Genomic DNA, 22,510 nt, shown 5'->3' on the forward strand with positions numbered 1-22,510 from the left:
CCTTTACTGGATCCGGTACCCTATACCCCGGACAGTCTGGATGATCCGGCCGGCTTCTCCCAGTTTCTGCCGGAGGCTCCGGATGTGCATGTCGATGGTGCGGCTTTCTCCGGCATAGGAGAAGGACCATACCGCTTCCATGATCTGGTCCCGGCTCAGGACGATGCCGGCGTTGGCCATCAGGTAATGGAGCAGGTCGAATTCCTTTACGGTCAGTTCGCAGGGTTGGCCCTGGGTGGTCACCTGGTGCTTCTTCAGGTCCAGGGTAATGTCCCCGCACACCAAAAGGTCCCGGTCCTGGGGTTTCTGCTGGGTACCCCGGCGGAGAACCGCTTTCACCCGGCTCAGCAGTTCCATGATCCCGAAAGGTTTGGAAATGTAGTCGTCCGCTCCGGCGTCCAGGCCGGTGACCACATCGTATTCACTGGTCCGGGCAGTGAGCATGATTACCGGGAGGCTGCTGGTGGCCGGCTGGTCCCGGAGCTTCTTCAGGATCTCCAGGCCGCTTTCCCCCGGGAGCATAATGTCCAGGAGCACCAGATCCGGCTTCTTTTCCTCCAGGGCCTTCCAGAAGGAGGCTCCGTCGGGAAAGGCCTCCGCCTGGAATTTCTGGCTGCACAGGGCATAACGGACCAGTTCCCGGATGTTTTCATCATCTTCCACACAATATATCAGCGCCATTCCATCGCACCTTCCCTTGCCGTTTTTTTTTTCATTATAACGTAATTCAGGAGATTCCAACAGAGGGGGAACGGTTATAACCATTCCCCGTTGGATAAGAAAAAACGAACAGAGTTTCATAAACTTATTGAAAAAGCGAACAGAACGTGATATCATACACATAACAAACAAAAGTTCGAGTGGAGGGAAGAAAAATGAAGAAACTTTTACTGGGGTTGGTGCTGGTCCTGTTGGGGGTTTCTTCCCGCGGAGTGTTGGAGATGGAAGCGGCTCCCACCAGTTATCATACGGAACAGGTGGTGGTGATGCGGGGGGACAGCCTGTGGGGCATTGCCCGGAAGTACACCCATCCGGAAGAGGATGTGCGGGAAGTGATCGACCGGATCGCCAAAGCCAACCATCTGGATCTGCGCCAGGCCATCCAGCCGGGACAGAAGCTGGTGGTGCCGGTGAAACAGGACAAAAGGGAAAAGATGGTGGCCAGCCGCTGAAGGGTGATCAGGGCCTGTGAAAATATTTTCACAGGCCCTCTTTTGTTGTACAATGGAACCAAACTGACAGCAAGGGGAAGGACAATGGCTGAGGGGAAAGCACCGGAGACGCCCTCATCGGAAAGATGCACCAGGAACAAAAGGAATACCAGACCCTGATCCTGACGGAAGTTCCGGATATCAGCGAAGACAACGGGGAAGCCCAGCGGCTGCTGGACCTGACCCGGAGCGAGATCCTGTCCTCCTTCCAAAATGTAGTGCCTCTTTCCCAGACCAGCCCGGAAAAAATCAATCAGATCCGGAACTGGGGGAAAGAAAGGGCGGTACCCGCTTCCGGACGGCCTATCGGAGAAGAACAACTGCCGGCCAGGACCGGGAAGCTGGACCCCCGGTTCCTGGAAAAGGTACTGGAAACCATCCGGAAGGATTTTCCGGAAATCCGGTGCCTGGGACAGTTCCTGGGGATCCTGGCAGTTTGCCGGATCGATGATTCCTATGATGTGCACATGCTGGACTTCCAGGGACAGGTGATCCGCCATTTCCACAAGGGAGAACCGCTGCCGGAAGGGTTGGAGAAGGGACGGAACCTGGCCCTGTACGGAGGTTACGCCTTTGTGGAAGTGTACACCGACTGCTGCCGGGGGGTGTTCGGCGACGGCCAGGTGGCGGTGATCCCGGACTGAGGGGAATGTGTGACACTTTTCAGACACCGGGCCCTGGAGACTGACGGGCCCGGGGAAATATGCTATACTAAAGGCAGAAAACCGGTTTGTTGTGAAGACAATGACAGGAGGGATTACTATGACAGAAGAAATGGATAAACGGGACGAAATGGAAAAGGAAGAAGATGCGGTAGAAGCGGAAACCCGTCCCATGGATGAAGAAGTGGACGAGGAAGAGGCCCTGGGTCCGGAAGACATTGCCCGGGAATCGGAACGGATCATCCGTTGGGGGGCTGCCCGGGCCAGTGTCATTGTCATGACGCCTTTCCTGGGGAGCCTGGCTCTCATGGCCAACGAGGTGTACATGATCACCCGGCTCTGTGACCTGCGGGGAGTGGAACTGGAAACCGGGGCCATTGCCGGGCTGGTAGGGTCCCTGGGGGCTTCCTTCGTGGGGCAGACCGTGTTCACGGTGATCCCCTTCCCGCCGCTCCAGGTTCCCATGGCCGTAGGCATCACCTACGCCGTGGGGAAAGCGGCCAACGCCTGGCTGGATGCCGGCCGGCCTGATGACTTGAGCCAGTTCAAAGATTTCTATGAACAGGCCCGGAAGGAAGGCATGGAGAAATTCCGGGAATTTACCAAGGACAAGAACAGGAACATCCCTCTGGGGGATGAACGGCGGAAAGTGGCGGAAAAGGCCAAACCCCTTTTCGACAAACTGAAGAACCGGGCGGATGAAGCTGCGGACCGGCTCAGCGAAGTGGCCGGGAACATGGGCACCTATGTGGAAGACCTTAACGAACTGGTGGCTCCCTTCAAGGAAGGGGTGAGCCGGTGGGTGAACGCCCAGACCTTCGAACAGCTGCGCCGGGGCGAAGTGGCAGTCCCCTATACGGACCTGGCCAAGGGCCTGGGAGAAGCCATGAAGGACAGCGAATTCCAGTTCCGGGAATGCCGGTACAAGGGGGACCATCAGCTGGAAGTCACTGTGGAACATGAAAAATACGGGACCCTTACTGCGGATGTGGAAATCGAGGCTCTGGCCCTTAACAACACCGCCTCCTATGCCCGGTTCCGGATCCACGATTTCGCCATTGCGGACAACAAGCTGGGCGAACTGCTGGTACGGCTCCTGGGTACCCGGATCATCATGAGCCTGGTGAACGCCATTTTCAACATGACGGTGGTGAACCGGGACGACCTGATCTGCACTTTCAGCGATCAGAGCCTGACGGTGGACTTCACCGACGTGATCAAGAAGAGCAAACTGGCCCAGCTGAAAGTGAAGGGCTTCAACCTGTTCGACCTGGTGCGGCTCACCGGACTGGTGCCGGAAGCAGACGGGCTCCACATTTACAGCCAGTGGGGTCTGAAAAGAAAGTAACTTCTTGGCAATTGTCTACAACCAAAATCACATGTGTTTACAACAAGAGGGAAGGTGATACACCTTCCCTCTTCATTTAACGCAATATAGTAAATATACACAGAATTACCACAATTCCTGTGGATTTTTTGTGAAAGAAGGCTTATAATGAACTCGACAGTAAAACTTGCGAATTGAAGGGGTTCGCAGAAGGGGGTTTTATTCAATGATTAGCTTCTTTGTGTGTCTTGCTATTTTAATTGGTGGTTATTTCATCTATGGCGGATACGTAGAAAGCTGCTTCCGTCCTCCTATCGATGACAGAAAGACTCCTGCCTATCGTCTGGAAGATGGCGTTGACTACGTACCTATGGAAAACTGGCGGGTTTTCCTGATTCAGCTGCTGAACATTGCCGGCCTGGGTCCTATTTTCGGTGCTCTGGCTGGGGCCATGTGGGGCCCGGCTGTATTCCTTTGGATCACTTTCGGCACGGTGTTTGCCGGCGGTGTCCATGACTTCATCTCCGGCGTACTGTCCGAACGGAACGATGGGGCCTCTATTTCCGAACTGTGCGGCAAATATCTGGGCACGACCATGAGACACATTATGCGTGGGTTCTCCGTTGTGCTGCTGATCCTGGTAGGCGTTGCCTTCACTACTGGCCCTGCCGGCCTGCTGACCAAGATTACCCCGCTCAGCTACAACTTCTGGCTGGTTATCTTACTGATCTATTATTTCTGTGCTACCTTCCTGCCGGTGGATAAACTGATCGGGAAACTGTATCCGTTCTTCGGATTCTGCCTGATCTTCATGGCTGTGGGCGTTGGGACCATGCTCTTTGCTGAAGGGTACCATGTTCCTGAAATCACCCTCACCAACATGCATCCGAAAGGAACCCCGATCTGGCCGATCATGTTCATCACCGTGGCCTGCGGCGCCATCTCTGGTTTCCATTCCACCCAGTCTCCTATTATGGCCCGCTGCATCAAGAGTGAACGTGACTGCCACAAGATCTTCTACGGAGCCATGGTCTGCGAAGGGATCATTGCTCTAATCTGGGCTGCTGCCGGTGTTTCCTTCTATGGCAACACTGCCGGCCTGAGCGACGCTTTCGTGAAATACCATGGCGCCGGCGGCGTTGTATATGACATCTGCTCCGGCCTGATGGGCTATCTGGGCACCGTCATCGCCATGATCGGTGTTATTGCCTGCCCTGTATCCTCCGCTGATACGGCCTTCCGTTCCGCCCGGTACACCATTGTTGACTGGTTCAAGATTGACCAGCACACCCTGGCTTCCCGTCTGAAACTGGCTTTGCCCATCATCGCTGTAGGCGGCATCCTGACCCAGGTAGACGTAACCATCCTGTGGAGATACTTCTCCTGGACCAACCAGACCCTGGCCATGCTGGTACTGTGGTCCGGTGCCATGTACCTGTACGCCAACAAGGGTAATGCCTGGATCGCTATTATCCCTGCTACCTTCATGAGCGCCGTATCCTGCACCTACATCCTGGTTGCCAAGGAAGGGCTGCAGCTGAGCACTTCCATTGCCTACCCTGTAGGCGTTGTGTTCGCCATCGTTGCCTTCTGCCTGTTCTGGAAACGGGCCAAGAAAGTGGACAGTGGGGAACTGGATATTGCAGACAAACCTGTCCAAGGCTGATCCCTTGTAAAAAATCGATTCCCTTCAGGAAAACCCGGGAGCTTGTCTCCCGGGTTTTCTTTTGCTTCCAGACTGTCTCCGGAGGCAGAACGGATGTGAGGGAGGCAAGGAATGAAAAAATGTAAATAAAAATAATTCATATGATGAATATGCGCTGAAATCCCATTTCTCTATAAAAAACATTACACTTTTCAGCAGAAGATGCATAAATTGAATAAAAGATATGTATATATAACATAAAGAAAAGAAAAAAGCCCTTTACTTGTATACAGGATATGGTATACTAGGAAACATCATCGTCAGTGAGAGAAAGACGAAAAAACGTATAGATTACAATATACAGGGAAGAGGGCATAATAATGGAACACAAGTATAACCCGGTTACGCCGGAACTGGTGGAAGAACTGAAAAAAGTGGTAGGGGACCGGTATGTAAAGACCGATGAAGAGTATCTGGAACAGTACCAGACCGATGAAGAAGGGAACCCCCATTTCTTCAAGAAGCCGGAAGTGGTGGTATTCCCCGGCACCACCGAAGAAGTGGCAGAAGTGGTGAAACTGGCCAACAAGTATCTGGTACCCATCACCCCCCGGTCCGCCGGCACCGGTGTGGCCTGCGGCGCCATCCCCATCTATCATGGCATGGTGGTGGAACTCCAGCGGATGAACAAGATCCTGAAACTGGATGCGGACAATTTTTATGCCGTTTGTCAGACCGGGGTATTCACCGGTCAGCTCCAGGCAGAAGCCAAGAAGGCCGGTGTCATGTACGCCGGGGATCCGTCCAGTGCGGAATCCTGCCAGATCGGCGGCAACGTGGCCAACAACGCCGGGGGCAACCGGGCCGTCCGGTACGGCACCACCCGGGATCAGATCTATGCCCTGAAAGTGGTCACTCCCACCGGGGATATTGTGGATGTGGGCGCCCGGCTGAAGAAATGCTCCACCGGCCTGTGTCTGGAACAGCTTTTTGCCGGCAGTGAAGGGACCCTGGGGATCATCACGGAAGTCACCGTAAAGCTCCGTCCTCTGCCTCCCTATTCCTTCAACATGGTCTGCGTGTTCAATACGGACAAGGAAGCCTTTGCCCTGCCCAACAAGATCCTGAAGGCCGGCATCGACCCCACTTCCATTGAATATATGGGCAACTCCGCCATCGACATGACCTGCAAATACCTGGACAACATGGAAATGCCCCATGTGAAGGAAGGGTGCTGCTACGTGATCGTTACGGTGGAAAGCTTCGACCAGGATGAATCTGACCGGAAAATGGAAAAACTCTGCGACCTGGCGGAAGCCAATGGCTCCATCGATGAATTCGAAGCGGATCAGCGGATCTGGACCCTGCGGAAACAGTTTGCTGAAGCCGCCCGGGACATTGACAAAATGTTCCAGACCGAAGACTTCGTGGTACCTCTGGACAAAATCGCGGACATGACCGCCCAGATCCCTGAACTGGAAAAGAAATACAACCTGTACACCGTGACCGTGGCCCATATCGGGGACGGGAACATCCATGTACTGCCTCTGAACAAATACGGCCTGTCTCCGGAAGACTGGTTCAAGACCATCAAAGCTTTCCATGCAGACCTGTTCCCCCGGGTCTATGCCCTGGGCGGGAAAATGAGCGGGGAACACGGCATCGGCTACAAGAAGCTGGAAGAATTTGCCCGCTGCACCCCTGAAGGGGAAGTAAAACTGATCAAAGCCATCAAACAAGCCCTGGATCCCAACAATATCATGAATCCCGGGAAACTGGTGGATGTGAACGGAGATTTTGTGGCGTAAAAAAAAGGGGGTGTTGCACGTTGCGTGTAACACCCCCTAGCTGTAGAGCCGCATAGCGGCTCAAGTCTGGAGTCTGAAGTCTGGAGCCGAATGTTAAATTTGCATGCAAATTTTTGAATGTGTAGAACCTTTAGACGAAATGATTGCTCAGATTGATTTCGATTCTGGTTTTACATAATCAAAAGGATCCGTCCAGCCAGGCGGATCCTGTCCTGAGGCTTCCGACTTCAGACGCCTGACTTCCGACTAAGGGGCTGTTGCTCATGCAACAGCCCCTTTTTTCCTGCTCCCGTATGGATTATAATAGAAACTGTAACGATCCATCCAACAGAAGGGGCCTTGGGCCTACAGGAGTCCATATGAAACCATCCATGAAGGGGCTGCTCCTGGCGCTGGTGCTGTGGGGAAGCCTGCTGCCGGCCGCCTGGGCCGCCGGCGGAAACACAACTGAACAAGGAGCGGCCGCCCAGGAACCCGCGGAGGGGGCCGGAGGCCATCTGGAAACCAGTCAGCCTCTGGCGGAGTCCGGTATTTCCCGGCAGAAGGATCTGAAGGCGGAACTGCTAGCCAGATACGGCACCCGGGAAAAGGCACGGGAGGAATTCAAGGATCCCCGGAACGATGTACAGTTTTCCCTGCCGGAGGGCTTTGCCCTCCAGGGCCTTTACGGCCGGGGCAAACACCAGGAAGACATCCTGATGCGGGCTTCCCGGGGAGATACGATGCTGGTGTACATGGCCAACGGGGCCATGATGAAAACCGACGGTGAGAAGGAAGCCAAACCTTTCCAGTCGGAAAAGATCATGCTGGAACTGACCCTGCGGACCTATGAAGAAGAGGCCAAAGCCAAGGACATCCCGGTCCAGGCTGCGGAAATGGGCGAATTTGCCGGCCGGGAGGGGCTCCACATCCGGCAGCTGGAAAACGGGAAGGTGTCGGACCGGTACTTTTTCGGGGACCGGAAGAATCTGTACAGCCTCAGCTTCCTGGTTCCTGAAAAAGAGGCCGGGACCCTGGAACCGGCCGTCCGGCAGGTGCTGGATTCGCTGGAAATCGGCGGGGCCTATGAACGGATCACCCTGCCCCACAGCGGGGTTTCCTACGAAATCCCCTTTGGGAGCGTGGACATCCAGAAGGCAGCGGATCCCGGGGATCTCCACCAGCTGTCCCGGCTCCATCTGGACAACCAGCTGGTCACCGGGGTGATCTTCCAGTCTCTCCAGGAAAACATGGACTATGCTTTCCTGCCGGACAGCCTGGAAAATCTGTGTGACCAGGACCGGGAAAATCTCTGCCGGCTTATGACGGAGAACCGCCGGGCCAAGTGGGAGAAGAGCCACCCGGGCCTGTCCCTGAAGGAAAACCGGACCTATTTCTCCAAAGCGGCAGGGCGGACCTGTATTGTGGAGGAAGAAGTGACCCCGGGAGGCAAAAGCCTGGGATACGTGTTCCTCCGGAAGGGCACCCTTCTTTCCCTGGATTATTTCCAGCTGGGAGCCCGGGACCAGCAGAAGGTCATCGACCATTCGGTAAACAGCCTCCAGTGGAAGGATCCGGAGCCCCCTGCCCGGGCGGGTAAAAAGGTCCCGGCACCGAAACCCAAATATGGAGGAGAATAAAGGAGCTGACAGCCATGGAACAGAAAGAATTTGAGCAGGATGTGGACACCCTGGATCAATGGATCCGGGAATCTCAGAAAATCGTGTTCTTTGGAGGGGCCGGGGTTTCCACCGCCAGCGGCATCCCGGATTTCCGCAGCAAGGATGGACTGTACAACCAGCACGATGTGCGGTTCGACCAGTACCGGCCGGAATACCTTCTCAGCCACAGCTGCCTGGTGAATGAACCGAAAGTCTATTTTGAATTCCACCGGCAGAAAATGGATACCCGGAAGATCCAGCCCAACAAGGCCCACAAATATCTGGCGGCCCTGGAAAAGACCGGGAAGCTGCTGGGCATCGTCACCCAGAACATCGACGGGCTCCACCAGAAGGCCGGCAGCCGGAAGGTGTTCGAAATCCACGGCAGTGCCCTGCGGAACTACTGCATGAGCTGCGGGAAGACCTATCCTGCGGACTACATCTTCGAATCCAAAGAACCGGTGCCCCACTGCTCCTGCGGGGGCGTGATCCGTCCGGACATTACCCTGTATGAAGAGATGCTCCCGGATGAAGCGGTGGAAAATGCTGTACGGGCCATTTCGGAAGCAGACATGATGATCATCGCCGGCACCTCCCTGACCGTGTACCCGGCCGCCTCCTTCATCAACTATTTCCATGGGAAACGGCTGGTGATCCTGAACCGGGATCCCCTGTCCGTCCATATGAAGGCGGACACCCTGGTGATCACGGAAAACATGGACAAGGTGTTCGGGGCCCTGGCGGCCAAAGAAGGAATTGCCCTGTAGGCAGGAAAGGATGCTTTTTCTGGGGCTTTTGTGCTATAATGACAGAAGTATTGCATAGAATTTTTGGGGGTTATAGTTATGTTGGATCTGAAATTTGTCCGGGACAACACGGAAAAGGTTGCCCAGGCTCTGAAAAACCGTCATGCGAAAGTGGATCTGGAAGAATTCAAGGCTTTGGACCAGGAACGCCGGTCCCTGCTCCAGGAAGTGGAAGGAGACAAAAGCCAGCGGAATACGGTAAGCGCTGAAATCAGCCAGATGAAGCGGAACGGGGAGGACGCAACGGAAAAAATCACCGCCATGCGGGCCCTGGGGGACAAAATCGCGGAAGCGGACAAAAAGGTGAAGGATGTGGAAGCACGGCTCCAGGCTGTGATGCTCACCATCCCCAACATGCCGGCGGCAGATGTGCCGGTGGGCAAGGATGATACGGAAAACCCGGAAGTACGGAAATGGGGGGAACCCACCTATTTTGACTTCGAACCGAAAGCCCATTGGGAAATCGGGGAAAAACTGGGGATCCTGGATGCGGAACGGGCTGCCAAAGTGTCCGGTGCCCGGTTCTACTACTACAAAGGGGCTGGTGCCCGTCTGGAACGTGCCGTCTACAACTTCATGCTGGACCAGCACACCCGGAAGGACGGCTATACGGAAGTGATCCCTCCCTATATTGTGAACACCGCTTCCATGACCGGCACCGGGCAACTGCCCAAATTCCACGAAGACATGTACAAGGTGGAAGGACAGGACATGTACCTGATCCCCACGGCTGAAGTGCCGCTGACCAACTACTACCGGGGTGAGATCCTGAACGGGGACGACCTGCCCATCTATCTTACCGCCATGACCCCCTGCTTCCGGGCAGAAGCCGGCAGTGCCGGCCGGGATACCCGGGGGCTGATCCGGCAGCACCAGTTCCACAAGGTGGAAATGGTGAAGTTCTGCAAACCGGAAACCAGCTATGACGAACTGGAAAAACTGGTGGGCAATGCAGAAGACATCCTGAAGGCCCTGAAGCTGCCTTACCATGTGGTGTGCCTGTGCACCGGGGATCTGGGCTTCTCCGCTGCCAAATGCTACGATGTGGAAGTCTGGTTCCCGGAACAGAACAAATACCGGGAAATCTCTTCCTGCTCCAACACGGAAGACTTCCAGGCCCGCCGGGCCAATATCCGGTTCCGCCGGGATGCCAAGTCCAAACCGGAATACGTCCATACCCTCAACGGCTCCGGACTGGCTGTAGGCCGTACGGTGGCCGCCATCCTGGAAAACTACCAGCAGGCCGATGGGTCCGTGGTGGTGCCGGAAGTGCTCCGTCCCTACATGGGCTGCGATGTGATTACGGGAGTCAATTCCTGATAGTGTGCAGATATTCACTACAATTGAATATTTATCCAACACCCGCCTTTTCCGGCGGGTGTTTCTTTTGTTTCACAATAGGCCGGACGGGCTCATACGGGCTCATACTCCCTGATTCGTCCCAAATTGAGCAAAACAGAATTATTCATTGTTATGCTGAACAAAAGTGATTGGTGAATATTTTTCTTTAAACTCCTTAAAACTCCTTCCATCTCCTCGATTTTCCTTTATTTTCCTCTTGCACTTTCAGTTCATCGTAGTATAATGAACTACGAATTTAAGGAAGGCCGCGTCTGTCCCGGCAAAAGCCGGAACGCAGCTGCAGGCCCAAAGGGGGATGGATAATGAACGAACAAAGCTTTTTCCAATTGACCCAAGATGCTGTCACCAGCCTGGCTGAAAGGTATGGAACTCCTCTTCTGGTGCTGTCTCTGGAACAGGTTGAGAAAAACTATGATATCCTGCGGGAGCATATCCCGCAATTGAAAATACATTATGCCATGAAAGCCAATCCGGACCTCCATATCCTGGATCTGCTGATCAACAAGGGAGCCTGCTTCGACGTGGCCAGCGACGGAGAAATCCGTACCCTGAGCCAGCTGGGCGTTTCCGGGGACCGGATGATCTACGCCAACCCCATCAAGCTGGATGCCGGGTTCCAGGCCTGCCGGGATGCCGGGGTGTACCGGATGACCTATGACAGCGAAAGCGAGATCAAAAAGATCGCGGAACACTGCCCGGGTGCCACGGTGCTGCTGCGGCTGCGGATCGACAATGCCAAGGCCCATGTGGACCTGAACAAGAAGTTTGGCTGCCCCCGGGAAAAAGCCCTGGATCTGATGCTGAAGGCCAAAGAGGCCGGACTGGATGTGGCCGGCATTGCCTTCCATGTAGGCAGCCAGACGGTGGCGGCGGATCCCTATTTCCACGCCATGGACATTACCAAGGAACTGATGGCCGAAGCCCGGGCCAAGGGACTGACCATGCGGGTACTGGACATCGGCGGGGGATTCCCCATTCCGGAAACCGGAGTCCATTACAATCTGACGGCTCTCCTGGACCAGGTGTCTGCCCGGCTCCAGGAAGACTTCTCCGACCTGGAGATCTGGGCAGAACCGGGCCGGTACATGTGCGGCACCGCCGTGAACCTGATCACCCGGGTAATCGGGGAAAATGAACGGAACGGCCAGCACTGGTATTTCCTGGATGACGGGATCTACGGGACTTTCTCCGGGGTGATCTTCGACCAGTGGGATTTCAAGCTGATCAGCTTCAAGGAAGGGAAAAAGATCCCGGCCACTTTCGCCGGGCCCAGCTGCGATTCCCTGGACATTATGTTCCGGGGGAAGATGACCGAGCCTCTGGAAGTGGGGGACCTGCTGCTGGTCCCTGTCTGCGGGGCCTACACCTCCGCTTCCGCCACCACCTTCAACGGGTTTAAAAAGGCCCGGACGGTGATCTGGGAGGAAGTGCGGGAAGAACTGGGCATGGACGCCATGAGTGTGGCGGTGTAAGAAAAAGGGGCTGTTGCGTGAGCAACAGCCCCTTTTTGGGGTCTCGAGCTATGGGTCTCGAGTCTCAGGCCACTGGATAGAACCTGTCCTTCTTATTGTGTATAACCGTAGGGGGCGCAGGCCCGGCGCCCCGCAAAATGCGCAGATCATCGATGATTTGGCGGGCTGCCCGGCGTGCAGCCCCTACGGTACCGGTTTACCCGTTCAAAAATTTGCCTGGAAATTTTTCATTTGGCCCGTGACTGGCGACCCGCGGCCAGGGGTGCTGCGCGAAATGCGCAGCACCCCTTTACGTATGTCCGCAAAATCCGGAAATCTTCGTCAAACATGGTGATGTCCGCCCGTTTTCCTGGTTCCAGGGTGCCCCGGTCGGTGAGGTCCAGTTCCCGGGCCGGGTTGGCGGTGGCCAACTGGACGGCCTGGGGCAGGGTCAGGTGGGCCCATTTCCAGATGTTCCGGACTGCCTGTTCCATGGTCAGGATGCTGCCGGCCAGGGTGCCGTCTTCCAGGGTGGCCCGGCCGTCCTTTACGTACACGGTCTGGCCCCCCAGTTCGCTTTTCCCTTCTCCCAGGAGACAGGCCCGCATGGAATCAGTGATCAGCACTATCCGGCTGAGGCCCTTGGTCCGCACCGCCAGCTCCAGGGCCGCCGGGTGGATGTGGACCCCGTCGGCAATCAGTTCGCAGGTCACCGGCAGAGTCAGGGCTGCCCCCACCAGGCCGGGCTTACGGTGATGGAGAGGACTCATGGCATTGTACAGGTGGGTGATGTGGCTGGCCCCTGCAGATATGGCCCGGGCTGCCTCCTCATAGGTGGCGTCGCTGTGGCCCAGGGATACGATGATCCCCGCCCGGCAGCACCGGGGAATGAAATCCATGTCCGTAAGGGTCTCCGGAGCCAGGGTCAGGATCCGGATCAGACCGGTGAAGGGTTCCACCAGATCCCAGTGGGCTTTCTGGATGTGGCAGGCCTTCTGGGCTCCCTTATATCTTTCGCTGATGAAGGGTCCTTCCAGGTTGGCCCCCAGGATCTCCGCCCCGGTTGCTCTGCCCCGGGCTTCCCGGATGGCGGAAAGAGCCCGGGTGATGGCGTCTCCGCTGGACGTCATGGTGGTGGGCAGCCAGCCGGTGACCCCGGTGGATGGCAGCAGCCGGCTCATGGTTCCAAGGGCCTCCCGGGTGCCGTCCATGGCATCTTTTCCTCCGCAGCCGTGGATGTGGAGATTAAGGAACCCGGGGGATACATAGGCTCCCTGGGCATCGATGATCTCCGTGCCGGCCGGTAGCCGGTCCGGCTCACAGAATCCCTCCAGGGTCTCCCCGAACAGGAGCGCCTGTCCCTCCCGGATTTCTTGTGGTAAAATAAGTCTGCCGTTGATGATTGCTTTCATGGTGGATCTCCTTTTTCTGCTGACCATGGGGAAGGGATCCTCTCCATGGGGTACCTATCGACAAAACACTCTTTATTATAGCATAGCAAAAGGCTGGAGGTTTTTTTCAATGATCGATCTGGACAAGCTTTCTACGGAACAGCGGAATCCCGCTTCCGTTGCCATTGACAAGGTATCCACCCAGGAACTGGTGGAAATCATCAACCGGGAGGACCACAAGGTGGCCGATGCAGTGGAAAAGATCCTGCCGGCCATTGCCCTGGCCGTGGACCTGGTGGCGGACCGGCTGGGCCGGGGCGGCCGGCTGTTCTACATGGGCAGCGGCACCTCCGGACGGCTGGGGATCCTGGATGCGGTGGAGTGCCCCCCTACCTACAGCACCGACCCGGAACAGATACAGGGGCTCATCGCCGGAGGCTATGAAGCCATCTTCCGGGCCAAGGAAGGGGCGGAAGACAGCGAGGAACAGGGCCGGGACGATATCTGGAACAAGGAACTGACTCCCCTGGATGTGGTGATGGGCATCAGTGCCTCCGGCCGGACTCCCTATGTGCTGGGGGGCATGAAGGAAGCCCGGGAACGGGGCTGTGCGGTACTGGGGCTCTGCTGCAGCCGCCAGTCCCCCATGGCCAAACTGGCGGATCTGTGCCTTACGGTGCTGCCGGGGCCGGAAGTGATCACCGGATCCACCCGGATGAAGGCGGGCACCGCCACCAAAATGGTGCTGAACATGATCACCACCGGAGCCATGGTGAAGCTGGGAAAGGTCCGGGGGAACCTGATGATCGACGTGAAGGCCACCAACGAAAAACTCCTGGAACGGGCCCTGCATATTGTCTGCACCGTCACCGGCTGTTCCCGGGAAGAAGCCCGGCTGAGCCTGGCCCGGAACCGGGGCAGTGCCCGGAAGGCCGTGGAGGAATGGGAGGCGGCCCATGGAAAATAAGGACCTGGCCCGGGCCATCCTGGACCTGGTGGGGCCCCGGGACAACGTGCTCCAGGCCAGCCACTGCATGACCCGGCTCCGGCTCCAGCTGGCGGACCGGGCAGTGGACCGGCAGGCCCTGGAAAAACTGCCGGGGGTCATGGGGATCAATGAGGCGGGACCGGAACTCCAGATCATCCTGGGGCCGGGAAAGGCTGCCCAAGTCACCGATGCTTTCCAGGCTCTGCTCCAGGAAGCACCGGATCTTCCAGGGGAAAAGAAGGAAACAGAGCAGCCGGTTCTGGGAGATTTCACCGGAAAAGTGGGGGACGGAAAAGAACTCCATGAGGCCATCCGGGCCCGGAACGCCACCCCCGGGAAATTGTTTCTGAAACGGATCGCCGGAATCTTTGTGCCTCTCATCCCCGGGTTCATCGGCTGCGGTCTTTTGACCGGGATCCTGAACATCGTCCGTCGGCTGGATCCCCAGCTGGCCGGTCATGCTTTTTTCCAAATCCTGGGACTGGCCGGGAATGCTGTGTTCTGGGCCATGAACCTGTTCGTGGGCTGGAACGCCGCCAAAGAGTTCGGCGGGTCTCCGGTGCTGGGCGGAGTCCTGGGGGCTCTCATCAGCCATCCGGGCCTTGCCGGGATCACCCTGTACGGCCAGGCCCTCATCCCTGGCCGGGGAGGCGTGGTGGCGGTGCTGCTGGCAGCGGCCCTGGGAGCCCTGTTGGAAAAACGGATCCGCAAACTGGTGCCGGAAGCCCTGGACCTGTTCCTGACTCCCTTCCTGGTACTGGGGATCATGGCTTTTGCCACCCTGTTTGTGTTCCAGCCTTTGGGAGGCTGGGCGGCGGAAGGCATCGGCTATGCCGCCACGGAAGCAGTGAGCCGGGGCGGAGCCTTTACCGGCTTTGTGCTGGGGGGCCTGTTCCTGCCCCTGGTGATGCTGGGAGTCCATCAGGGACTGACCCCCATCCATGCCCAGTTGATCGCCCAGTACGGGTACACCATCCTGCTGCCCATCCTGGCCATGGCCGGCGGAGGACAGGTGGGAGCCGCTCTGGCAGTATATGCCAGGACCCGGGATCCCCGGATCCGGAAAGTGGTGGCCTCCGCCCTGCCAGTGGGTTTCCTGGGCGTGGGGGAACCGCTGATCTACGGGGTCACCCTGCCCCTGGGACGGCCTTTCATCGGAGCCTGCATCGGGGGTGCCTGCGGAGGCGCCGTCCAGGCGGCCTTCCAGGTGGGGGCGGCGGCCCTGGGGATTTCCGGTCTTCCTCTGGCTCCCAGCACCACCAACGTGCCCGTGTACCTGCTGGGGCTCCTGGTTTCCTACGCAGCCGGTTTCGCGGCCACCTGGGTGCTGGGGTTTGAAGAGAAAAGTGCAGAGTGAAGAGAAAAAACACTTAACCACCTAATCACTTAACCACTTAACCACTTAACCACTGAATGATTCCCTCAAGGAGGCGTTCGAGTATGACGAAATTGGCAAAAGGGATTTCCCTGTACCCCGGCCTGGGACGGCCTTTGGAAGACTGTCTCCGGCGGCTGGAAGAGGCTGCGGCACTGGGGATCACCCGTCTGTTCCTTTCCTTCCACATCCCGGAAACAGATCCGGAGGCCTTTGAACGGGAAGTGGCACCGCTTTTGGCCCGGGCCCGGGAACTGTCCATGGAAACCGTAGGGGATCTGGTGCCCGGGCGCCCGGTACCGGAAACGCTGACTTCCCTGCGGCTGGATGACGGATACACTCCGGAAGCCATGAAGGCCCTCCAGGACCGGTATCCGGACCGGAAACTGGTGCTCAATGCTTCTGCGGTGGGAGAAGACCTGCTGGAAGCACTGGAACGCCAGGGGGTGGACCTGTCCCGGATGGAAGCCCTCCACAATTTCTATCCCCATCCCCACACCGGCCTTTCCGAAGGCTACCTGCGCCGGCAGAATGACCTGTTCCACCGGCTGGGAATTCCGGTAGGGGCCTTTGTGGCCAGCCGGAAGGGACGGCGGGGGCCCCTTCGGGAAGGGCTCCCCACCCTGGAACAGGACCGGCACCGGATCGTATCCCAGGGAGCCCGGCAGCTGGCGGCCCTGGGCCTGGACGCTGTATACATCGGGGACGACGGTCCGGACCGGCAGGAACTGGAAGATCTGGCCCGGGTATCCGGTGAGGTGCTGGAACTGACCCTCCAGGTGTGGGAGGACAGGCCCCTGTACCCGGTACTGGCACACCATGTGTATGAAACCCGTCCGGACGAGGCGGAAGAAGTGATCCGCACGGTAAACAGCCGGGCCCTGTGGAAAGGGGTGGAAATTCCCAAACTGCCTTTCCGCCGCTGCCATGCCGGGGATGTGACGCTGGACAATCCTCTTTACGGCCGGTATGCCGGGGAACTGGAGATCTGTCTCACGGAACTGCCGGCGGACCGGCGGGTGGATGTGCTGGGAAGGATCCCGGAAGAGGAACGGTTCCTGCTGAAGTATCTGCCCGGAGGGAAAAAGTTCCGGTTCCGGGTGGTGAAGATGGACACCGGAATATGATATAATAAACAATAGTCTGCATGAAGGAGAGATACAATATGAGTTCTACCAATCTGGAAATGGGAATCGTGGGCCTGCCCAACGTGGGCAAAAGCACCCTGTTCAACGCCATCACCAAGGCAGGGGCCGAAGCGGCCAACTATCCTTTCTGTACCATAGAGCCCAACGTGGGCGTGGTGGACGTGCCCGATGCCCGGCTGAAAGTGCTGGCGGACATGTTCCATTCCAAAAAGATCGTACCGGCGGGGATGAAGTTCGTGGACATTGCCGGCCTGGTGAAAGGGGCTTCCAAAGGGGAAGGCCTGGGGAACAAGTTCCTGTCCCACATCCGTCAGACCGATGCCATCGCCGAAGTGGTCCGGTGCTTTGAAGATGGGAACATCACCCATGTGGAAGGATCCATCGATCCGGTCCGGGACGTGGAAATCATCAACACGGAACTGTGCCTGGCGGATCTGGAAAGCGTGGAAAAGCAGCTGGTGAAGGCCCAGAAGCTGATCAAGGCCGGGGACAAGAAGGCTGCCGCCCGGGCTGACCTGCTCCAGCGGATCTCCGATGCCCTGGGAGAAGGAATCCCGGTGCGCCGGGTGGAAATGACCGACGATGAAAAAGCCGGCCTGAAGGAACTGGATCTCCTGACCTCCAAACCCATCCTCTATGTGGCCAATGTGGCGGAAGAAGAAGCGGCGGACTGGTCCGGGAATCCCTATGTGAAGGCCCTGGAAGACTATGCCGCCAAAGAAAACGCCCAGGTGATCGTGATCTCCGCCAAAGTGGAAGAAGAGATTGCCGAACTGCCGGAAGACGAAGCCAAGGAATACCTGGAAATGGAAGGCCTTTCCGAAGCCGGCCTGGACCGTCTCATCAAAGCCGGGTTCAAGCTGCTGGGGCTCCAGACCTTCCTTACCGCCGGGGAAATGGAATCCCGGGCCTGGACCATCGTCCAGGGTTCCACCGCGCCTCAGGCAGCCGGGAAGATCCATACGGACTTTGAAAAAGGCTTCATCCGGGCGGAAATCGTCTCTTATGACGACCTGGTGAAGTGCGGCTCCAAACAGGCGGCCAAGGAAAAGGGCCTGGTGCGTCTGGAAGGCAAGGACTACATCATGCAGGACGGGGATGTAGTGGAATTCCGTTTCAACGTGTAAAAACAGGAAAAGAGGTGCGTGCCCATGCTGTTTGATACCCATACCCATGCAGATTATTCCTGCGATGCGGAACAGACCATCCAGGATGCTGCAGCAGCGGCCAGGGCTCAGGGAATCGGGATCATCCTGACGGAACACTGGGACCGGTACTATCCCACCAATCCGGAGATGTTCCTGTTCGACATCGACGACTATTTCAAAAAGGACGGGCCTTACCGCAGCAGCCAGGTGCTCCTGGGCATCGAGGTGGGGCTCCAGCCCCGGGCCATCGAGGAAGACCGGAAAATGGTCCAGGCCCATCCCTTTGACGAAGTGGTGGGGTCCATGCACTGTTTCGACGGGCTGGACATGTACGAACCCACCACCTATGAAGGGCTTACCAAGGACCAGGCGGTGCGCCGGTATCTGGAAGATTCCGTCCGGTGCCTGGAAAGGAAGCCGGATTTCGATTCCTACGGGCACATCGACTATATCTGCCGGTATATGCCCTATCCGGATCCCAATCTGTATTATGAAGACCATCCGGACCTGTGGGACTGGGTGTTCCGGCTGCTGATCGCAGAGGACAAGGCCCTGGAGATCAACACCCGGCGGCTGGGGGATGACAGCGTGATCCCGCCCCTCCTGAAGCTGTACAAACGGTTCCGGGAACTGGGGGGGAGATACGCCACCCTGGGCAGCGACGCCCATTACAAGGAACATGTGGGCCGGGATTTCGCCAAGGGGAAACAGATGGCCGAAGAAGCGGGCCTGACCCTGGTGTACTACAAAGAACGGAAGCGGATCCGCTGCTGACAAATGGGCCTTTGGGGCCCATTTTCCATACATTTGTCACGGCTATATTCTTGTTTTCGTTTCTTTTCCCTGTTATAATACTCTGGTATCACCATCACAAAGGAGAGTGGAGAACATGGGCCGTCAGCGCCTGGGCATCCTGGGCGGGACCTTCGATCCCATCCACAACGGACATCTGATGATCGCCCGTGCCATGCTGGACAAACTGGGACTGGACAGGATCCTGTTCATCCCGGACTACATTCCGCCCCACAAACGGGGCTGGCACTGTTCTCCCTCTGCAGACCGGCTGGCCATGACCATCCTGGGGGCTGGGGAAAATCCCCGGTACACGGTTTCCTCCATGGAACTGGACCGGGGCGGCGTATCCTACACCTGCGATACCCTCCGGAAGCTCCACCGGAAATGGCACCGGTTCTACGATTTGTACTTCATCATCGGGGCCGATTCGGCAGAACAGCTGCCCACCTGGCACCATATCCGGGAGGCCATGACCTATGCCACCTTTGCGGCGGCGGCCCGGCCCGGCTTTGCTCCCCAGAAGGAGAAAGTCAGCGAGGATCTGGCCCGGCAGGGACTGAAGAATCTGGTCTGGGTGGATACACCGGAACTGGACATTTCTTCCACAGCGATCCGGGAACGGATCCGGAAAGGCGAACCGGTGGATACCATGATCCCCAAGGCAGTAGCGGAATACATCGAACAGAGAGACCTCTACCGTCAGTAGGGGCTTCTCTGTTTTTTTCTTGGGAGGGGAAAACCTATGGAATTGAACGAAATGAAAGAACGGCTGGAAAAAGAACTGCCGGCCAAACGCTTCCATCATACCCTGGCCGTCAGCCAGACGGCCGTTGAACTGGCCCGGCTGTACGGAGTGGACGAAGAGAAAGCCGCCATTGCCGGCCTGCTCCATGACAGCGGGCGGCAGGTCCCCAAAAAGGATTTCATTGCCAGGGCGGCGGAACTGGGCATTGAACTGGATGAAGTGGAAAAGAACCAGCCCATCCTGATCCATGCCAAACTGGGGGTCTATTACGCCCAACATGAATTCGGGGTCACGGATCCGGACATCCTGTCCAGCATCCGGTACCACACCACCGGGGCAGCCCATATGAGTCCTCTGGCCATGGTGATCTACCTGGCGGACCTGGTGGAGCCCAACCGGGATTTCCCCGGGGTGGACACCATGCGGGAAGAAGTGAAGAAAGGCCTGGAAAACGGTATGCGGAAGGCCTATGCACATACCATGGAATATCTCCTGGACCAGGAGATGCTGATCCATCCCGACTGTCTGGCCGGGTACAATGAACTTGTCCTGAAAGAGAAAAAGAATCAGAAATAACAGGAGCAGAACAAAAGATGACAGACCAAAAGAAAACAGGGAACCGGCGGTACAAGAAACGGCTGCGGAAAGGACGGGCCTTCTTTTCCCTGGTGATGATCCTTTTCCTCATGGCCAGCTGCTTTGCGGCAGGCATGCGGATCTACAACCGTTTCTTCCGGCCCCGGGCTCAGGTGGCCGAAACCCAGAAGGATACCCTGACTACGGAAGGGTTCTCCAACCGGATCAATGTGCTGCTCCTGGGGACGGACGATGGGGACAGCGAAGACTTTGACAAGGACGTGCCCAAACGGACGGACGCCATGCTGTTGGTGAGCTTCGACCCGGAAAACAGCCAGGTTTCCGTCCTGAGTCTGCCCCGGGATACCCGGGTGACCATCCCCGGACGGCGGGGCCATGACAAGATCAACGCGGCCTACGCCTACGGGGGCGTGAATCTGGCCAAACGGACTGTGGCCAATCTGCTCCAGGTGCCGGTGAACCACTACATGCAGGTGGACTGGCAGGGCTTCATCAAAGTGGTGGATATGCTGGGCGGGGTGGACCTGGATGTGGAACAGGACATGGATTACGAAGACCCCTACGCAGACCTGAAGATCCACCTGAAGAAGGGAAAACAGCATCTGAACGGGGAAAAAGCCGGGGAATACGTCCGGTTCCGTCATGATGAAATGGGGGACATCGGCCGGGTGGAACGGCAGCAGAAATTCATGAAAGCCCTGGCCAAACAGGCCTTCACCGTGGGGAACATGGTGAAGCTGCCCGTGATCATCGGCACGGCGTCAGAGTATGTGAAAACGGACATGACCTTCATCCAGCTGGTGAAGGCGGCCAACTGCCTGCGGATCTTCGGCGAAGGGGGCGTGAAGAGCGCCAGCCTGAAGGGGGATTTCGGGGACATCGGCGGCGTCAGCTACTGGGTCACCACTCCCTCCAAGATTGCTGCCACCCTGGACGAACTGAAGATCCCCCACCGGCGGATCCCCAGCATCTGAGTGCACAAACGTTCTGTGAAACGAGAAATATGAGTTTTTATGAGAAAGGAAGGATGATACTATGACCGGAAAAGAACTGGCCAACAAAATTGCAGCGGCGGCTGCGGACAAAAAAGCACGGGATATCCTGTTGCTGAACATGGAGGGACTGTCTTCCGTAACCGACTACTTCATGATCTGCTCGGCTCCCAGCACCACCCAGGTGCGGGCTATTGCCGACGGTATCGAAGACAAACTGGCCCAGGAAGGGAAGCTGCCCGCCCACAAGGAAGGGTACAGCGAAGGGAACTGGGTGCTGCTGGACTACGGTGACTGTGTGGCCCATGTGTTCCAGGAATCCCAGCGGAATTTCTACAATCTGGAACAGCTGTGGGCGGATGCTCCCAGCGAAAGTTATACGGAGACGGAAGCATGAGAAAAGAGCGTGGACCGGTAACCGTCAAGACTGTGGGCCGGTACCGGGTGGGGGATGTGTGCGAGATGACCGTGGCCCGTGTGGGGGAAGCGGGAGCTTTCCTGGATGCGGGCACCGGCAGCACCTCCGATGACATCCTGCTCCACCAGCACCAGCAGACCAGCCCGGTGAAGGTGGGAGACAAGGTGAAAGTGTACCTGTACCTGGACGCCAAGGGCCGGATGACTGCCAGCATGAAGCTGCCCAAAATGCGGGAAGGCCAGCTGGGCTATGTAAAGGTCCTGTCCGTCACCCGCCAGGGGGGCTTTGTGGACATCGGCGCCGAACGGGGGGTATTCCTGCCCTACAGCGAAATGCGGGGCCATGTGTCTCCGGGTCAGCTGGTATGGGTGAAGCTCTACCGGGACAAAAGCGGCCGGCAGGCGGTGACCATGCGGGTGGAAGAGGACATGGTCCGGGCTTCCGTGCCTGCCAAAGATGTGAAGGTGGGGGATGAACTCACCGGCACCGTCTACAACATCCTGCCGGAAGGGTTCTTCCTGCTGACCACCCAGCGGTATCTGGCCTTCATCCACCGGAGCGAAGTGCCTGACGGACGGCTGGACTTCGGTCAGAAGGTCACCGGACGGGTCACCTTCGTCCGGGAAGACGGCCGGGTGGACATGTCCCTCCGGGAAGTGAAGGAAAAAGCCATGGTCACCGACAGCGAACGGATCCTGGCCCTCCTGGAAAAACGCCAGGGCACCATGCCCTACAGCGATGCCACCCCGCCGGAAATCATCAAAGACGCCTTCGGCATTTCCAAAGCCGCTTTCAAACGGGCCCTGGGGCGCCTGATGAAGGAAGGGAAGATCACCCAGGAAAACGGATGGACCAGTCTGGTGAAATAAGGGAAGCTGCGCTTTCCGTCAATGGTCAATTGTCAATGGCCGAAGGAAGCCTGCTGGCACAGGCTTTGAACGGTTTTTTTTCAAAACCATGAAAAAAGTTGTTGACAGGAACCCCTTTTGGGGGTATACTTA

21 protein-coding genes are annotated in these 22,510 nt (G+C 57.4%); 19 read left to right on the plus strand and 2 right to left on the minus strand.

The features are described from left to right. Positions 1-3 precede the first annotated feature (3 nt). Positions 4-681: a response regulator transcription factor gene (locus tag QVO43_RS07560; RefSeq protein WP_022487925.1), complete on the minus strand. Its 678-nt coding sequence runs from the start codon at positions 679-681 to the stop codon at positions 4-6. A gap of 194 nt (positions 682-875) precedes the next feature. Between QVO43_RS07560 and QVO43_RS07565 the strand changes: the two genes are divergently transcribed. The 9 genes from QVO43_RS07565 (at position 876) to QVO43_RS07605 (ending at position 11,933) form a co-directional block, all read left to right on the plus strand. Beyond that, positions 876-1,172, plus strand: a complete 297-nt coding sequence (locus QVO43_RS07565) for a LysM peptidoglycan-binding domain-containing protein (protein ID WP_022487926.1) — start codon at positions 876-878, stop codon at positions 1,170-1,172. 125 nt (positions 1,173-1,297) lie between these two features. Further along, a complete protein-coding gene (locus tag QVO43_RS07570; RefSeq protein ID WP_022487927.1) occupies positions 1,298-1,855 on the plus strand; it encodes a hypothetical protein in 558 nt (185 codons plus the stop codon). A gap of 118 nt (positions 1,856-1,973) precedes the next feature. Next, positions 1,974-3,221: a hypothetical protein gene (locus QVO43_RS07575; protein ID WP_022487928.1), complete on the plus strand. Its 1,248-nt coding sequence runs from the start codon at positions 1,974-1,976 to the stop codon at positions 3,219-3,221. 205 nt (positions 3,222-3,426) lie between these two features. Then, a complete protein-coding gene (locus tag QVO43_RS07580) occupies positions 3,427-4,866 on the plus strand; it encodes a carbon starvation CstA family protein (RefSeq protein WP_022487929.1) in 1,440 nt (479 codons plus the stop codon). A gap of 359 nt (positions 4,867-5,225) precedes the next feature. Beyond that, on the plus strand, positions 5,226-6,653 hold the full coding sequence (locus QVO43_RS07585) for an FAD-binding oxidoreductase (protein ID WP_022487930.1): 1,428 nt from the start codon (positions 5,226-5,228) through the stop codon (positions 6,651-6,653). A 359-nt stretch (positions 6,654-7,012) separates the two neighbouring features. Beyond that, the gene (locus QVO43_RS07590; protein ID WP_022487931.1) at positions 7,013-8,272 is read left to right on the plus strand and encodes a hypothetical protein; all 1,260 of its coding nucleotides are present in this window, start codon (positions 7,013-7,015) and stop codon (positions 8,270-8,272) included. Positions 8,273-8,286: 14 nt separating this feature from the next. Further along, positions 8,287-9,060 carry an NAD-dependent protein deacylase gene (locus QVO43_RS07595; protein WP_022487932.1) on the plus strand — a complete coding sequence of 258 codons (774 nt, stop codon included), beginning with the start codon at positions 8,287-8,289 and terminating at the stop codon, positions 9,058-9,060. Positions 9,061-9,138: 78 nt separating this feature from the next. Continuing rightward, positions 9,139-10,419, plus strand: coding sequence for a serine--tRNA ligase (gene serS, locus QVO43_RS07600; protein WP_022487933.1), 1,281 nt, complete (start codon positions 9,139-9,141; stop codon positions 10,417-10,419). Positions 10,420-10,763: 344 nt separating this feature from the next. Beyond that, positions 10,764-11,933 (plus strand): type III PLP-dependent enzyme, encoded by a 1,170-nt coding sequence (locus tag QVO43_RS07605; protein WP_022487934.1) that lies wholly within the window; start codon positions 10,764-10,766, stop codon positions 11,931-11,933. Between the two features lie 227 nt (positions 11,934-12,160). On the opposite strand, the gene nagA is transcribed toward QVO43_RS07605, so the two are convergent. Further along, positions 12,161-13,324: an N-acetylglucosamine-6-phosphate deacetylase gene (nagA, locus tag QVO43_RS07610; protein WP_022487935.1), complete on the minus strand. Its 1,164-nt coding sequence runs from the start codon at positions 13,322-13,324 to the stop codon at positions 12,161-12,163. A 109-nt stretch (positions 13,325-13,433) separates the two neighbouring features. On the opposite strand from nagA, the gene murQ reads away from it, so the two are divergent. From murQ to QVO43_RS07660, 10 genes are all read left to right on the plus strand, one after another. Continuing rightward, complete coding sequence (gene murQ / locus QVO43_RS07615; RefSeq protein ID WP_022487936.1) at positions 13,434-14,270, plus strand: N-acetylmuramic acid 6-phosphate etherase; 837 nt, start codon at positions 13,434-13,436, stop codon at positions 14,268-14,270. Further along, the gene (locus tag QVO43_RS07620) at positions 14,260-15,648 is read left to right on the plus strand and encodes a PTS transporter subunit EIIC (RefSeq protein WP_022487937.1); all 1,389 of its coding nucleotides are present in this window, start codon (positions 14,260-14,262) and stop codon (positions 15,646-15,648) included. Before murQ ends, QVO43_RS07620 begins: the two co-directional genes overlap by 11 nt. A gap of 83 nt (positions 15,649-15,731) precedes the next feature. Continuing rightward, positions 15,732-16,793 (plus strand): MupG family TIM beta-alpha barrel fold protein, encoded by a 1,062-nt coding sequence (locus QVO43_RS07625; protein WP_022487938.1) that lies wholly within the window; start codon positions 15,732-15,734, stop codon positions 16,791-16,793. A gap of 38 nt (positions 16,794-16,831) precedes the next feature. Beyond that, positions 16,832-17,941 (plus strand): redox-regulated ATPase YchF, encoded by a 1,110-nt coding sequence (gene ychF, locus QVO43_RS07630; protein ID WP_022487939.1) that lies wholly within the window; start codon positions 16,832-16,834, stop codon positions 17,939-17,941. A 24-nt stretch (positions 17,942-17,965) separates the two neighbouring features. Next, a complete protein-coding gene (locus QVO43_RS07635) occupies positions 17,966-18,736 on the plus strand; it encodes a histidinol-phosphatase HisJ family protein (protein ID WP_022487940.1) in 771 nt (256 codons plus the stop codon). A gap of 115 nt (positions 18,737-18,851) precedes the next feature. Continuing rightward, on the plus strand, positions 18,852-19,463 hold the full coding sequence (nadD, locus tag QVO43_RS07640) for a nicotinate-nucleotide adenylyltransferase (protein WP_022487941.1): 612 nt from the start codon (positions 18,852-18,854) through the stop codon (positions 19,461-19,463). A gap of 36 nt (positions 19,464-19,499) precedes the next feature. Beyond that, entirely contained in the window at positions 19,500-20,078 is a 579-nt protein-coding gene (yqeK, locus tag QVO43_RS07645; RefSeq protein WP_022487942.1) for a bis(5'-nucleosyl)-tetraphosphatase (symmetrical) YqeK, read from the plus strand. A gap of 17 nt (positions 20,079-20,095) precedes the next feature. Then, on the plus strand, positions 20,096-21,073 hold the full coding sequence (locus tag QVO43_RS07650) for an LCP family protein (RefSeq protein WP_022487943.1): 978 nt from the start codon (positions 20,096-20,098) through the stop codon (positions 21,071-21,073). A gap of 61 nt (positions 21,074-21,134) precedes the next feature. Next, entirely contained in the window at positions 21,135-21,488 is a 354-nt protein-coding gene (rsfS, locus tag QVO43_RS07655; RefSeq protein ID WP_012937544.1) for a ribosome silencing factor, read from the plus strand. After that, positions 21,485-22,378, plus strand: a complete 894-nt coding sequence (locus tag QVO43_RS07660) for a CvfB family protein (protein WP_022487944.1) — start codon at positions 21,485-21,487, stop codon at positions 22,376-22,378. The genes rsfS and QVO43_RS07660 overlap by 4 nt, the downstream gene beginning before the upstream one ends. Positions 22,379-22,510: the final 132 nt, after the last annotated feature.

Source organism: Acidaminococcus sp. CAG:542 (assembly GCF_000437815.1).
Taxonomy (GTDB): Bacteria; Bacillota; Negativicutes; order Acidaminococcales; family Acidaminococcaceae; genus Acidaminococcus.

Excerpts from the sequence above, each read along its gene's own strand:
- QVO43_RS07560 (WP_022487925.1), bottom strand. The coding sequence starts at position 681 with ATGGCGCTGATATATTGTGTGGAAGATGATGAAAACATCCGGGAACTG.
- ychF (WP_022487939.1), top strand. The coding sequence starts at position 16,832 with ATGAGTTCTACCAATCTGGAAATGGGAATCGTGGGCCTGCCCAACGTG.
- QVO43_RS07575 (WP_022487928.1), top strand. The coding sequence starts at position 1,974 with ATGACAGAAGAAATGGATAAACGGGACGAAATGGAAAAGGAAGAAGAT.
- nadD (WP_022487941.1), top strand. The coding sequence starts at position 18,852 with ATGGGCCGTCAGCGCCTGGGCATCCTGGGCGGGACCTTCGATCCCATC.
- QVO43_RS07660 (WP_022487944.1), top strand. The coding sequence starts at position 21,485 with ATGAGAAAAGAGCGTGGACCGGTAACCGTCAAGACTGTGGGCCGGTAC.
- rsfS (WP_012937544.1), top strand. The coding sequence starts at position 21,135 with ATGACCGGAAAAGAACTGGCCAACAAAATTGCAGCGGCGGCTGCGGAC.
- serS (WP_022487933.1), top strand. The coding sequence starts at position 9,139 with ATGTTGGATCTGAAATTTGTCCGGGACAACACGGAAAAGGTTGCCCAG.
- QVO43_RS07565 (WP_022487926.1), top strand. The coding sequence starts at position 876 with ATGAAGAAACTTTTACTGGGGTTGGTGCTGGTCCTGTTGGGGGTTTCT.
- QVO43_RS07625 (WP_022487938.1), top strand. The coding sequence starts at position 15,732 with ATGACGAAATTGGCAAAAGGGATTTCCCTGTACCCCGGCCTGGGACGG.
- QVO43_RS07590 (WP_022487931.1), top strand. The coding sequence starts at position 7,013 with ATGAAACCATCCATGAAGGGGCTGCTCCTGGCGCTGGTGCTGTGGGGA.
- QVO43_RS07650 (WP_022487943.1), top strand. The coding sequence starts at position 20,096 with ATGACAGACCAAAAGAAAACAGGGAACCGGCGGTACAAGAAACGGCTG.
- QVO43_RS07570 (WP_022487927.1), top strand. The coding sequence starts at position 1,298 with ATGCACCAGGAACAAAAGGAATACCAGACCCTGATCCTGACGGAAGTT.
- murQ (WP_022487936.1), top strand. The coding sequence starts at position 13,434 with ATGATCGATCTGGACAAGCTTTCTACGGAACAGCGGAATCCCGCTTCC.
- QVO43_RS07580 (WP_022487929.1), top strand. The coding sequence starts at position 3,427 with ATGATTAGCTTCTTTGTGTGTCTTGCTATTTTAATTGGTGGTTATTTC.
- QVO43_RS07635 (WP_022487940.1), top strand. The coding sequence starts at position 17,966 with ATGCTGTTTGATACCCATACCCATGCAGATTATTCCTGCGATGCGGAA.
- yqeK (WP_022487942.1), top strand. The coding sequence starts at position 19,500 with ATGGAATTGAACGAAATGAAAGAACGGCTGGAAAAAGAACTGCCGGCC.
- QVO43_RS07595 (WP_022487932.1), top strand. The coding sequence starts at position 8,287 with ATGGAACAGAAAGAATTTGAGCAGGATGTGGACACCCTGGATCAATGG.
- QVO43_RS07620 (WP_022487937.1), top strand. The coding sequence starts at position 14,260 with ATGGAAAATAAGGACCTGGCCCGGGCCATCCTGGACCTGGTGGGGCCC.
- nagA (WP_022487935.1), bottom strand. The coding sequence starts at position 13,324 with ATGAAAGCAATCATCAACGGCAGACTTATTTTACCACAAGAAATCCGG.
- QVO43_RS07605 (WP_022487934.1), top strand. The coding sequence starts at position 10,764 with ATGAACGAACAAAGCTTTTTCCAATTGACCCAAGATGCTGTCACCAGC.
- QVO43_RS07585 (WP_022487930.1), top strand. The coding sequence starts at position 5,226 with ATGGAACACAAGTATAACCCGGTTACGCCGGAACTGGTGGAAGAACTG.